Below are 12,378 nucleotides of genomic sequence, written 5' to 3' on the forward strand. Positions count from 1 at the left end.
TCTCCGTCGCCGGGGGCGACACCGCCTCGGCGCTGGCCGCCGGCTGCCCCGTCGTCGTCAAGGGACACGACGCACACCCCGGCACCTCCGAACTGGTCGCCAGGGCCATCACCGACGCCGTGACCCAGTCGGGCCTTCCCGCGGGCACCTTCTCGCTGCTGTTCGGCTCCGGCCCGGACCTCGGCACCACGCTGGTCACCGACCCCCGCATCAAGGCCGTGGGATTCACCGGTTCACGCTCCGGCGGGCTCGCTCTGGTCGCCGCCGCTGCCGCGCGGCCCGAACCGATCCCGGTCTACGCCGAGATGAGCTCCATCAACCCGGTGTTCCTGCTCGACGGCGCATTGGCCACACGTGGCGACGACCTCGGACGCGCCTTCGTCGGGTCGCTGACCATGGGGTCCGGACAGTTCTGCACCAACCCCGGCCTCGTCATCGCCGTCGACAGCCCCGGCCTGGACGCCTTCATCGTCGCCGCCCGCGAGGCCCTGTCCGCCGCGCCTGCCACCCCGATGCTCACCCCGAACATCGCGCGCAGCTACGCCTCCGGAGTCGACGCGCTGACCGGGGCCGCCGACCTCGTCGGCCGCGGTGAGGGGCCCACCGGCGAAACCTCCTGCCGGGCCGCGCTTTTTGCCACCGACGCTCCGAGCTTCCTGAACTCAGAGGTTCTGCAGGCCGAGGTCTTCGGATCGTCGAGCCTGATCGTGCGTTGCGCGGACTCCGACGAGATGCATGCGGTCGCGGAGGGGATCGAAGGCCAACTGACCGCCACCGTGCACGCCGACGACTCCGACGTCGACGAGGCCGGCCGGCTGCTCCCGCTGCTCGAGCTCAAGGCCGGACGAATCCTGTTCGACGGCTGGCCCACCGGGGTCGAGGTGTGCCATGCCATGGTGCACGGCGGGCCGTTCCCGGCGACATCGGACTCGCGCAGCACGTCGGTCGGCGCGAGGGCCATCGAACGCTTCCTGCGGCCGGTCGCCTACCAGAGCGTCCCGAAGTCGTTGCTGCCCAGTGCGATCGCCGACGGCAACCCTGAAAACCTGTGGCGGCGCATCGACGGCCAGCTCACGCAGGACTGAACAACCTCCACCTCACCACCCGACCACCTCCCGAGGAGCCCCGATCATGCGTCCGACCTTTGACGGCGTCCTGTTCTTCCCCGTCACCCCGTTCACCGAGTCCGGCGATGTCGACTTCGATGCGCTGGCCCGCCATCTCGCCAAGGGTGTCGACGCCGGTCCCGGTGGCGTCTTCATCGCCTGCGGCACAGGCGAATTCCACGCCATGGAGGATCAGGAGTTCGGCGCGGTCGTCCGCACCGCCGTCGAGGTGGTCGCCGGACGGGTACCGGTCTACGCCGGCACGGGTGGCTCGGTGGCACAGGCCAAGCGATTCGCCGTAGCCGCCAAGGAATCCGGCGCCGACGGGCTGCTGCTGCTGCCGCCCTACCTCGTCGAGGTGCCCCAGGCCGGCCTGGTCGACTACACGCGCGCCGTCGCCGAGGCGACCGACCTGCCCGTCATCGTCTACAACCGCAACAACGCGAAGTTCACCGAGGCCTCCGCCGTCGCGGTCGCCAAGATCACAAACGTCATCGGCTTCAAGGACGGGACCGGGAACTTCGACCAGGTGGCTCGTATCGTCGCCGCCGTCACCAGCGAGGTGGACCCCGACTTCCTGTTCTTCAACGGTCTGCCCACCGCCGAGACCACGCAACTCGCCTACCGCGCGATCGGGGTGCCGCTGTACTCGTCGGCGACCTTCGCCTTCGCACCCGATCTGGCGCTGGCGTTCTACAACAGCCTCGAGTCCGGCAACCGGGAGCTGACCGACGCCCTGCTCAACGCGTTCTTCAACCCGCTGGTCCGGCTCCGCGACACGGTGCCCGGTTACGCGGTGTCGCTGGTCAAGGCCGGCGTCACGATGGAAGGTGTGCCCGCCGGCCCGGTGCGGCCACCGCTGATCATGCCGACCGACGACGACCTCGCCGAACTGAAGGCGATCGTCGCGGCGGGCCGCGCAGTGCTGGCCGACGCCCTGTCCGGAGCGGTCTGAGCGATGTCGGCGATCCGCATCACCGGCGCCCGCATCACCCCGGTGGCGTTCGCCGACCCGCCGCTGCTCAACACCGTCGGCGTGCACCAGCCGTATGCGCTGCGGGCGATCATCCAGCTCGACACCGACGCAGGCCTGGTGGGCCTCGGCGAGACCTACGCCGACACCCGGCATCTGGCCCGGCTGCAGGCCGCCGCGGACGCGATCACCGGCCTGGACGTGTTCTCGCTCAACGCTATCCGTGCGGCGATCGCGGTCCGACTGCACGGTGACGACGCCGCGGTGGGGACCGCGGGAATGATCACCACGGCGAGCGCGGTGGATCAGGTGCTCTCGCCGTTCGAGGTCGCCTGCCTCGACATTCAGGGGCACGCCGTCGGGCGCCCGGTCTCGGACCTGCTGGGGGGTAAGGTCCGGGACGCGGTGCCGTTCAGCGCGTACCTGTTCTACAAGTGGGCGGCCCACCCCGGCGCCGAACCCGACCGGTTCGGCGAGGCCCTCGACCCGGACGGCATCGTCGCCCAGGCGCGCCGGATCATCGACGAATACGGCTTCACCGCCATCAAACTCAAGGGCGGGGTGTTCCCTCCCGAGGAGGAGATGGCGGCGATCGAGGCGCTACACGCGGCGTTCCCCAAGGTTCCTCTGCGGCTCGATCCCAACGCCGCCTGGACCCCGCAGACGTCGGTCAAGGTGGCCTCCGGGCTGGCCGGCATCCTGGAGTACCTCGAGGATCCGACGCCGGGCCTGGACGGGATGGCGGAGGTGGCTGCGCAGGCGCCGATGCCGCTGGCGACCAACATGTGCGTCGTCGCATTCGACCAACTGGCGCCCGCGGTGGCGAAACAGTCGGTACGCGTTGTTCTTTCCGATCACCACTACTGGGGCGGGCTGCAGCGCTCGCGGCAGCTGGCCGGGATCTGCGAGACCTTCGGCCTCGGGCTGTCCATGCACTCCAACTCACACCTGGGCATCAGCCTGGCCGCCATGGTGCACCTGGCCGGCGCCACCCCGAAACTGACCTACGCGTGTGACACGCACTGGCCGTGGAAGACCGAGGAGGTCGTCGAACCGGGCGCGCTGTCGTTCGTCGACGGCTCGGTGACGGTGCCGACCACACCCGGGCTGGGTGTCGAGATCAACGAGGACGCGCTGGCTGCGCTGCACGAGCAGTACGTGCGCTGCGGGATCCGTGACCGCGACGACACCGGTTACATGCAGACCGTCGACCCGGAATTCGAGCTGCTCAGCCCCCGCTGGTAAGCGGTTCGGCCCCCTGACAGCCCTGCCGGGTTCTACCGTAGGGGCATGGCTGACCAGTCGGCGGCGATCGAGGCCGCCCACCCACCCGAGGTGCTGCTGCGGGTACTCAACCCCATCCTGCGGCGCGCCCTGCGGACACCGCTCGGAAGTCCGCTCGCGGAGTTCATGCTCGTCGACTTCACCGGACGCAAATCGGGGCGGCGGTTCTCGGTGCCCGTCAGCGCGCATCACCTCGACGGCGACCTCTACGCGGTGCTGGAAGCGCAGTGGAAGTACAACTTCCGCGATGGCGCCGACGCCGAGGTGTACCACCGCGGCAAGAAGTCGGTGATGCGCGGCGAGCTGATCACCGACGCACCGGTCGTCGTCGACATCGTGCACCGGGTGGCCCAGGGCTACGGCGCCAAGAAGGCGCAGCGCAGCATGGGCATGACGTTCCGCGACGATCGGGTGCCTTCGGTCGCCGAGTGGGAGGAAGCCGTCCCCCGGCTGAAGATCGCCGCGATCAAGCTGACACCCAAGGCCTGATGTTCTCGCTGGCACGACTGTCCTGCTTCGTCGCCGTCGCCGAGGAACTGCACTTCGGCCGCGCCGCCGAGCGGCTGCACATGACGCAGCCTCCGCTGTCCCGTCAGGTTCAGCAGCTCGAGAGCGAACTCGGGGTACAGCTCATCGACCGCACCACCCGGACGGTGACGCTGACCCCGGCGGGCGCGGCGTTCCTGCCCGACGCGCGACGCATCCTGCAGCTCGCCGAGGGGGCCGCGCAGACGGTCAAGCGCATTCCCGCGGGTGACCTCGGCACCGTCGTCGTCGGATTCACCGCCGCCTCCGCGCACGCCGTGCTGCCGCGGCTGTTGGAACGCGCGCGGGAGCGGCTGCCCGACGTGAAGCTCGATCTGCGGGAGATGGTGACCGCCGCGCAGATCGAGGGGCTGATGACCGGCGAGCTGGACCTGGGGATGGCGCGCCCGCCCCTGAAACGGCCCGGTCTGGTGTCGCGGCCGCTGCTGCACGAACAGCTGATCGTCGCGCTGCCCGCGGGCCACCAACTGGTCGATCTGGCGCGGCAGTTGACACTGACCGACCTCGACGGCCAGGACGTGGTGATGTATTCGCCTGTGCAAGCACGGTATTTCAACGATCTGCTGGTCAGCACCTTCACCATCGCCGGCGCCACGCCGAACTATGTGCAATACGTGACGCAGGTGCACACCATGCTGGTGCTGGTGCGCTCAGGACTCGGCATCGCACTGGTACCGGCCTCAGCGGCGACGCTGCACCCCGAGGGTGTGGTGTTCCGGACGATCGGGGCGTTCCGCGAGCGACCCGTCGAGCTTGATGCGGTGTGGCGCGGCGATTCGACCAACCCTGCGTTGTTGCGTCTGCTCAAAGATGTTCTGCCGCAACAGGAGTGGACCACCGACGACCTGGTCGAGGGCGTCAGCTGAAACCCCGCCGGAATTGCGTTCCGGCAGGCTGCCACGCGGCTTTCGACTGCTGGAATGCAGTTCCGGCGCGGCGGTATTGTCCCGATATATGCGATTGCGGCAATATGGGAGGGGTCGGCGGTTTACTCTCGAAACGATTCGATGAAGGAGGTTGTCATGGCACGACCCGATCACAACCGCAGCAGCGATTGCGGCTGCCAGTGCTTCTCGTGCAGATCCGGCAAGCACTGCAACGAAGGCAACTGCGGCAAGCGTTGACGGTCTGACCCCACCCCTGCCGGAATTGCATTCCGGCAGGGCCACTCTCGACCTTCGTCTGCTGGAATGCAATTCCGGCGGGGACTTAGGCGGGAATACAGTTTCGGCGGGTGACTAGCGGGCGGGTGCTGGTTGCTGGACCGGGGTGACGAGCTCACCCGTCGCCAGGAAGGCATCGAGGTTCTGCAGCGTCAGCGCCTCCATGGCGGCCCGCGTCTGCACGGTCGCGCTGCCGACGTGCGGCAGCAGCACCACGTTGTCCAGGCCGAACAGCACTTCCGGCACCTGTGGCTCGTCGGCGAACACGTCCAGGCCGGCACCGGCCAGCCTGCCGTCAACCAGCGCGGAGACCAGCGCATCCTGGTCCACCACGCTGCCGCGCGCGATGTTGATCAGGTAGCCGTCGGAGCCCAGCGCGTCGAGCACCTCGCCGTCCACCAGACCCCGCGTGCCGTTACCGCCGGCAGCGGCGACAACGAGCACGTCCACCCTGCGGGCCAGCTCCACCGGTGACGACGCGTAGGTGTACGGCGAATCCGAGAGCTCGCTGCGGTTGTGGTAGCTGATCGAGCAGCCGAAGGCGCTGAGCCGCAACGCGATCGCCCTTCCGATACGACCCAGCCCGATGATGCCCACGCGGCTGTTGCTGACCTGACGGGTCAGCGGGTAGTTCCCCTCGACCGGCCAGCGGCCGGCCCGCACGTAGCGGTCCGAGGCCGAGAAGTGCCGAAGCGTGTCGATCACCAGACCCACCGCCGTATCCGCCACACAGTCGGTCAGGACGTCGGGGGTATTGCTCACCCCGACGCCCCGAGCTGAGGCCGCCTCGACATCGGTGGTGTCGTAGCCGACGCCGAAGTTGACCACCGCGCCGAGATTCGGCAGCGCCGCCATCAGCGAAGCGTCCACCCCTGTGCGACCCGAGGTCACCACCGCGGTGATCTCCGCGCCGTGGCCGGCGAGGAACGCCTCGCGCTCGCCGGCGGAGTCAGGCAGCACCCGAGCGGCGTAGTCGTCGGCCAGCGTCTGCGCGAGCGACGGCTTCAACGGCCCGACCTGCAACACGGTCGGCTTCTGCGCGGCATCACGTTGAGTCTCCATAGTGATCCCCACGGTACGACGAGCTGGGAATACCCGTCCACGTCCGAAATAGCATTGACTTATAGCCAAACAGCATTGGCAGCACGGTGCCGCCGAGGTCTGAGCATCAGTGAACCTGAGTGATCAAGGAATCTGCAGCTCAAAGGGTATTTTCAAGGGAAGAGCGCAACACCGTTGGACCCATAGAATCCCGCAGAACACGCCTTTGGCCGGGGTTGACGCTCTTTCCGACCTGCTCTTACGGTGTGGTTGCCATCACAGATGCCATCTACATACGTGGACGTCACCATCCCCGGCCCGGGAGGACCCATGAACCCCGCAGCACCGAGTACCCGCCGCATGCGCCGGAGCCTCACGGCTCTCGCCCTCGCGGGAGTCACCGTCGCTGCCGTCGGCTGCACCGTCGCGAACTCCGGCGGCGGCGGATACGACCCCGACACGCTGCGCATCGTGCTCCCTCAGGAGCCGCCGACGCTCGAGCCGTGTGAGAGCTCGCTGACCTCCACCGGCGTCGTGGTCCGCTCCAACATCACCGAACCGCTCATCGAGCGCGACTCCACCACCGGCGACCTGCAGCCGCTGCTGGCCACCGACTGGGAGCAGACCAGCCCCACCGAGTGGACCTTCACCCTCCGTGACGGCGTGACGTTCTCCGACGGAGCCCCGTTCACCTCCGAGGACGCCGCATTCTCCATCGACCGCGCCGTCAACTCCGACTTGCAGTGCAACGTCGACGGATACGTCTTCGGCGACGAGGAACTCTCCCTGCAGACGCCGGACGCCAACACCGTCGTCGTCGGCACCACCGAGCCGGATCCGATTCTGCCGCTGCGAATCTCCTTCGTCGAGATCGTGCCCCGCACTACCAGCACCACCGAGAAGGTCCGGGAACCGATCGGCACCGGCCCGTACGCGATCGAAAACTGGGAGTACGGCCAGAAGCTCTCCCTGGCAAGCAATCCCACCTACTGGGGCGAGCCACCAGCGTTCCCGCGCGCCGAATACCAGTGGCGCAGCGAGGGCAGCGTCCGCGCCGCCATGATCACCAACGATGAGGCCGACATCGCCACCGGCCTCGGTCCTGAAGACGGCGCCGGCGACCTCGGGGTGCCGTTCCAGAACAACGAGACCACCGCGCTGCGTATTCAGGCCACCGAACCGCCGCTGGACGACATCCGGGTGCGCCAGGCCATCAACTACGCCGTCAACCGCACCGGCATCGTCAAGGCGCTGTTCCGGGACCTGGGCGAGCCTGCCGCACAACTGATCCCGACCGGCGTCGTCGGCTACAACGACGAGCTGCAGATCTGGCCGCACGACATCGACAAGGCCAAGGCTCTTGTCGCCGAGGCCAAGGCCGACGGGGTTCCCGTCGACACCGAGATCCGGCTGATCGGCCGCACGGCGCAGTTCCCGAAGATCGCCGAGACCATCGAGGTGATGCAGAGCGAGTTCACCGAGATCGGCCTCAACGTCAAGATCGAGATGATGGACACCGCAGCGCAACTGGAGTACCAGCTGCGTCCGTTTCCTCCCAATACCGGGCCGTACCTGCTGATGATCATGCACGGCAACCAGGCCGGTGACGCCGCGTTCACCCTCGATCAGTACATGCTCTCCGACGGACCGCAGGCCGCCTACGGCACACCGGAGTTCGACGCGAAGATCCGCGCCGCCGAGGCGCTCACCGACGAGGCCCGCCAGGACGCGTTCGCCCAACTGTTCGCCGAGGAACCCGAGGAGATCATGCAGATGGCCTATCTCGCCCACATGCAGGGCATCCTCGGCAAGTCGGCGCGGGTCGACTACACCCCCAACCCGGCGACCGGCGACGAGATGCAGTTGGCCGCGATGACCCCGGTCGCCCCTGACCGCACCGACCAGTCCTGAAAGCAGGAAGGCCAAGCCCATGTTCTCCTTCGTCCGGCGCCGGATGTACTCCAGCGCACTGCCGTTGATCATCGTTCTACTCGGGGTGTTCCTGCTCGCCAGGCTCACCGGTGACCCGACCAACCTGTACCTGTCCGAATCGGCGACACCGGATCAGCGCGCCGCGTTCGCCGAGCAGAACGGATTCAACGACCCGCTGATCACCCAGCTGATCGATTACTTCAAGGGCGTCATCCACCTGGACTTCGGAACCTCCTTGCGCACCGGCGAACCCGCGGCCGAGATGGCGCTGCGGGCCTTCCCAGCCACGCTGCAGCTCGCATTCGCCACCATGCTGTTGGCCATCGTCGGCGCCGTCGTCATCGGCTGCTGGGCCGCCTACCGGCCCAACTCACTGGCCGACCGGTTCTCCAGCCTGCTGTCGATGACGGCGGCATCCATCCCCGACTTCTGGTTCGCCATCACCGGCGTATGGGTGTTCGCGGTGGTGCTCGGGGTGCTGCCCACCTCCGGCGTCGACGCAGGCATCCTGTCGTGGGTCCTGCCCGTCGCCACGCTGATGATCCGGCCCCTCGGTGTGCTCACCCAAGTGGTCCGCGGCGCAATGGTTTCCGCGCTCTCAGCGCCCTACGTACGGCTGGCCCGCAGCAAAGGCGCCAGCGACTTCCGCGTCGTCACCCACCACGCGCTGCGCAACGCCGCGGCACCTGCACTCACCGTCGCCGGCGACCTCGCGGTCGGTTTGATCAACGGCGCGGTGGTGGTCGAGGCCATCTTCGGCTGGCCCGGCATCGGCAAGCTGATGATCGACGCGATCCTGCAGCGCGACTTCGCGGTCCTGCAGGCCGCCGTGCTGCTCACCGCGGTCAGCATCTTCGTTCTCAACATCCTCATCGACGCCTGCTACGCGCTGCTCGACGCGCGGGTGCGCGAACCGGCCAAGGTCTGACGGGAGATACCTCACCATGACTCAACTCGATCAGGTTCCGGTCAAGCCGACCACCGCGGTCGTCGGCGAGCCCGACAAGAACTCCAACAAGCGAGGCCGCTCCCTCTGGTTCCGGCTGCTGATCAACGATCGTGTCGCCGCCGTCGCCGCCGGTGTGCTCGGCCTGGTGTTCCTCACCGCGATCTTCGGACCGATGCTGATGGGCGACCTGGCCACCCGCATCGACCTCGACAACTCCAACCAGGCACCGTTCACGCTGACACACGGCTGGGCCAACGTGCTGGGCACCGATCCGCTGGGCCGCAGCATGCTGGCCCGGCTCATCGTCGCCTGCCAGACCACGCTGTCGGTCGCGGTCCCGGCGGTGGTCATCTCCGCGGTCGTCGGCTCGGCCATCGGCATGTGGGCCGGCTTCTACCGCGGATGGCGTGAGACCGTCGCGATGCGCGTCGCCGACGTGATCATGAGCTTCCCGTCGCTGCTGCTCGCGGTCGTGGTGCTCTATGTCTTCTCCCCGAGCGCAGCCAACATCATCCTGGTGCTGGCGATCACCCGCATCCCGGTGTACCTGCGTACCGCCCGGGCCGAATCCGCCGAGTTGCAGAGCCGGGTCTTCGTCGACGCGGCACGCACGTTCGGCGCCAGCGCCAACTCGATCATCGGCCGCCACGTGCTGCCGATCGTGTTGCCCACGCTGCTGACCGTGGCGACGCTGGACTTCTGCTACGTGATGCTGGCGGAGAGCTCGTTGAGCTTCCTGGGCATCGGCATCCAGCCGCCCGACGTCAGCTGGGGCCTGATGGTCGCCCAGGGCCGCACCTACCTGCACACCGCCTGGTGGTTGTCGTTCTTCCCCGGCCTGGCGATCGTCATCACCACCGTCTCGGCCACCATCCTGGCCGCATGGGCCCGCATCGCCACCGACCCCGGCCAGCGGTGGCGCCTCACCGTCCCGCAGAAGCGGCTGGCCAAGTTCACAAAAGCCGGAAAGCGCCTCTCATGAAAGGCCCTGTGATGACTGCACTCGCCGATCACGACGTTCCTGTCGGGGGCGTCGACACCGCCCCGGTGCTCCAGGTCGACGGGCTGTCGGTGGAGGTCCGCACCATCTCCGGCACGCTGCGCGCGGTCAACGAGGTGAGCTTCGAGGCCCGCCGCGGCGAAACCCTGGCGCTGCTCGGTGAATCCGGTTGCGGCAAGTCGATGACGGCCACCGCGCTCGTCGGCCTGTTGGAGCCGGTGGCCGACATCGTCGGTGGCAGCGCCAAACTCGCGTACCAGGACGGCACCGTCGACCTCATCAAGGCCGACCGGAAGAAGAGACGCGAGATGGCCGGCACCGAGCTGGCTATCGTCTTCCAGGACGCGCTCACCGCGCTGAACCCGCTCTACACCGTGGGAACCCAACTGGCCGAACCATTCCGGATCCATCAGGGCATGAACGCCAAGGACGCCAAGCGCAAGGCCGTCGACCTGATGACACGCGTCGGCATCCCACAGCCGGAGACTCGGCTCGACTCCTACCCGCACCAGTTCTCCGGCGGGATGCGTCAGCGCCTTCTCATCGCGATGGCGGTGGCGCTCAATCCGAGTGTGCTGATCGCCGACGAACCGACCACCGCGCTCGACGTCACCGTGCAGGCGCAGATCATGGCGCTGCTGCGCGATCTGCGCGCAGAGTTCGACATGGCCGTCGTGCTCATCACCCACGACCTGGCGCTGGTCGCCGAAGAGGCCGACCGGGTGGCGGTCATGTACGCCGGCAACATCATCGAGACCGGAACGGTCGCCGAGGTTTTCGGCAACCCCAAGCATCCCTACACCAAGGGACTGCTGAACTCGGTGCCCGTCAACGCCCGCCGCGGGGACGAGCTCAAGTCGATCGGCGGCACTCCGCCCGACCTGCATTCGGTCCCCGAGGGTTGTGTGTACCAGGAGCGATGCCCGATCGCCCAGCAGGTCTGCATCACCAAGCAACCCACGCTCGAATCCGTGGGCGCCGGAGCCGCCCCGGGGGCCACATCCGACCCGAGCCGCAAGGCCGCCTGCCACTTTCCGGAAGAGGTTCGTAATGTCTGACAACCTGCTCGAGGTCCGCGACGTCCGCAAATCCTTCCGGGTGCCGCACGCCAAGAACCCGCTGTGCGCCCTGGACGGCATCACGCTGGATCTGGCCCGCGGCGAGACGCTGGGCCTGGTCGGCGAGTCCGGCTGCGGAAAGTCCACGCTGGCAAGAACACTGATGATGTTGGAGCGTCCCGACTCCGGGACCGTGAGCTTCGACGGCGTCGACCCGTTCAGTCTGCGCGGCGCGGACCTGCTGAAGTTCCGCAGCCGTGTGCAGATGGTGTTCCAGGATCCCTACGCGTCGCTGAACTCCCGGATGTCGGCGGCCGACATCATCGCCGAGCCGTGGCGCAGCCACAAGGGCCTGATCAAGAACCGCAAGGACCGCGACATGCGGGTACGTGGCCTGCTGGATCTGGTCGGCCTGGGAGCCAAGGCGGCGGAGAAGTATCCACAGGAGTTCTCCGGCGGACAGCGTCAGCGGATCGGCATCGCCCGGGCTCTGGCGCTGAACCCCGATGTCATCATCTGCGACGAGCCCGTCTCCGCGCTCGACCTGTCGGTGCAGGCCCAGGTGCTCAACCTGCTCAACGATCTGCAGCAGCAGCTCGAGATCAGCTACATCTTCATCTCCCACGACCTGTCGGTGGTCCGCCATGTCGCCGACCGCGTAGCGGTGATGTATCTCGGCCGGATCGTCGAAAACGGCCCGACCGAAGCAGTTTTCGAGCGCTCGAACCACCCGTACACCGCGGCGCTGATGTCGGCCGCCCCGACCCTGGACAGCGAACAGCGCAGACAGCGGATCCTGCTCGAGGGCGAGGTGCCCTCACCGATCAACCCGCCGTCGGGGTGCCGCTTCCGCACCCGCTGCTGGAAGGCCACCGACGAGTGCGCTACGACGGCACCGGCCAGCGTCACCGACCCGCAGGTCCCCGGCCACACCGCCGAGTGCCACCACCCGATGCTGCTGGAGGGGAGTGGGCTTGAGACAGTGCCGGCATGACTATCGCGGGGTACTGCGTCCTGGCCGTCGCCATCGTTCTGGCATCGGCACTGCAGTCCTCGATCGGATTCGGCATCGGGATGCTGGCGGCGCCGATCGTGGCGCTGGTCGACCCGGCAATGATCCCCGCCACCCTGATCATGGTCGCCACGCTGGTCACGCTGATGGTCGTGATCCGCGAACGCCAGGCGATCGACCTGTCGGGCACGGGTTGGGCGCTGATCGGCCGGGTTCCCGGCACCGTCGCCGGAGCGCTGCTGTTGGCGGCGCTGCCGCACCGCGCGTTGGCGATCCTGCTGGCCGGCGTCGTGCTGGGAGGGGTGGTGCTGACC

Annotated in this window: 12 protein-coding genes; 11 read left to right on the forward strand and 1 reads right to left on the reverse strand. The window is 67.9% G+C overall.

Going from position 1 to position 12,378, the window contains the following annotated elements:
* The 5 genes from WA965_RS00470 to WA965_RS00490 form a co-directional block, all read left to right on the forward strand.
* On the forward strand, positions 1-1,085 hold a 1,085-nt coding region (locus WA965_RS00470), incomplete at its 5' end, for an aldehyde dehydrogenase (NADP(+)) (RefSeq protein ID WP_526446891.1).
* Between the two features lie 46 nt (positions 1,086-1,131).
* Positions 1,132-2,061, forward strand: a complete 930-nt coding sequence (locus WA965_RS00475) for a 5-dehydro-4-deoxyglucarate dehydratase (protein ID WP_526297522.1) — start codon at positions 1,132-1,134, stop codon at positions 2,059-2,061.
* Between the two features lie 3 nt (positions 2,062-2,064).
* Complete coding sequence (locus WA965_RS00480; protein WP_526297524.1) at positions 2,065-3,324, forward strand: glucarate dehydratase family protein; 1,260 nt, start codon at positions 2,065-2,067, stop codon at positions 3,322-3,324.
* 45 nt (positions 3,325-3,369) lie between these two features.
* Positions 3,370-3,852 carry a hypothetical protein gene (locus WA965_RS00485; RefSeq protein WP_526297526.1) on the forward strand — a complete coding sequence of 161 codons (483 nt, stop codon included), beginning with the start codon at positions 3,370-3,372 and terminating at the stop codon, positions 3,850-3,852.
* A complete protein-coding gene (locus tag WA965_RS00490) occupies positions 3,852-4,775 on the forward strand; it encodes a LysR substrate-binding domain-containing protein (RefSeq protein ID WP_526297528.1) in 924 nt (307 codons plus the stop codon). The genes WA965_RS00485 and WA965_RS00490 overlap by 1 nt, the downstream gene beginning before the upstream one ends.
* Positions 4,776-5,147: 372 nt before the next feature.
* Here WA965_RS00490 and WA965_RS00495 read toward each other — a convergent pair whose 3' ends face one another.
* Positions 5,148-6,134 carry a 2-hydroxyacid dehydrogenase gene (locus tag WA965_RS00495; protein ID WP_526446893.1) on the reverse strand — a complete coding sequence of 329 codons (987 nt, stop codon included), beginning with the start codon at positions 6,132-6,134 and terminating at the stop codon, positions 5,148-5,150.
* 309 nt (positions 6,135-6,443) lie between these two features.
* On the opposite strand from WA965_RS00495, the gene WA965_RS00500 reads away from it, so the two are divergent.
* The 6 genes from WA965_RS00500 to WA965_RS00525 all read left to right on the forward strand — a co-directional run.
* The gene (locus tag WA965_RS00500; RefSeq protein ID WP_526299606.1) at positions 6,444-8,024 is read left to right on the forward strand and encodes an ABC transporter substrate-binding protein; all 1,581 of its coding nucleotides are present in this window, start codon (positions 6,444-6,446) and stop codon (positions 8,022-8,024) included.
* Positions 8,025-8,043: 19 nt separating this feature from the next.
* Positions 8,044-8,973 (forward strand): ABC transporter permease, encoded by a 930-nt coding sequence (locus tag WA965_RS00505; protein WP_526299588.1) that lies wholly within the window; start codon positions 8,044-8,046, stop codon positions 8,971-8,973.
* A gap of 16 nt (positions 8,974-8,989) precedes the next feature.
* Complete coding sequence (locus WA965_RS00510) at positions 8,990-9,976, forward strand: ABC transporter permease (protein WP_526299590.1); 987 nt, start codon at positions 8,990-8,992, stop codon at positions 9,974-9,976.
* 11 nt (positions 9,977-9,987) lie between these two features.
* Positions 9,988-11,052: an ABC transporter ATP-binding protein gene (locus tag WA965_RS00515; protein ID WP_526299592.1), complete on the forward strand. Its 1,065-nt coding sequence runs from the start codon at positions 9,988-9,990 to the stop codon at positions 11,050-11,052.
* Positions 11,045-12,046, forward strand: a complete 1,002-nt coding sequence (locus tag WA965_RS00520) for an ABC transporter ATP-binding protein (RefSeq protein WP_526299594.1) — start codon at positions 11,045-11,047, stop codon at positions 12,044-12,046. Before WA965_RS00515 ends, WA965_RS00520 begins: the two co-directional genes overlap by 8 nt.
* The coding region (locus tag WA965_RS00525) for a TSUP family transporter (RefSeq protein WP_526446895.1) at positions 12,043-12,378 on the forward strand (336 nt) is incomplete at its 3' end. The genes WA965_RS00520 and WA965_RS00525, both read left to right, overlap by 4 nt.

It is taken from the genome of Mycobacterium sp. (genome assembly GCF_049683935.1).
GTDB lineage: Bacteria > Actinomycetota > Actinomycetes > Mycobacteriales > Mycobacteriaceae > Mycobacterium.

Bases quoted from the DNA above. Each gene is read 5' to 3' on its own strand.
- WA965_RS00475 (WP_526297522.1), top strand. From the start codon at position 1,132: ATGCGTCCGACCTTTGACGGCGTCCTGTTCTTCCCCGTCACCCCGTTC.
- WA965_RS00480 (WP_526297524.1), top strand. From the start codon at position 2,065: ATGTCGGCGATCCGCATCACCGGCGCCCGCATCACCCCGGTGGCGTTC.
- WA965_RS00485 (WP_526297526.1), top strand. From the start codon at position 3,370: ATGGCTGACCAGTCGGCGGCGATCGAGGCCGCCCACCCACCCGAGGTG.
- WA965_RS00490 (WP_526297528.1), top strand. From the start codon at position 3,852: ATGTTCTCGCTGGCACGACTGTCCTGCTTCGTCGCCGTCGCCGAGGAA.
- WA965_RS00495 (WP_526446893.1), bottom strand. From the start codon at position 6,134: ATGGAGACTCAACGTGATGCCGCGCAGAAGCCGACCGTGTTGCAGGTC.
- WA965_RS00500 (WP_526299606.1), top strand. From the start codon at position 6,444: ATGAACCCCGCAGCACCGAGTACCCGCCGCATGCGCCGGAGCCTCACG.
- WA965_RS00505 (WP_526299588.1), top strand. From the start codon at position 8,044: ATGTTCTCCTTCGTCCGGCGCCGGATGTACTCCAGCGCACTGCCGTTG.
- WA965_RS00510 (WP_526299590.1), top strand. From the start codon at position 8,990: ATGACTCAACTCGATCAGGTTCCGGTCAAGCCGACCACCGCGGTCGTC.
- WA965_RS00515 (WP_526299592.1), top strand. From the start codon at position 9,988: ATGACTGCACTCGCCGATCACGACGTTCCTGTCGGGGGCGTCGACACC.
- WA965_RS00520 (WP_526299594.1), top strand. From the start codon at position 11,045: ATGTCTGACAACCTGCTCGAGGTCCGCGACGTCCGCAAATCCTTCCGG.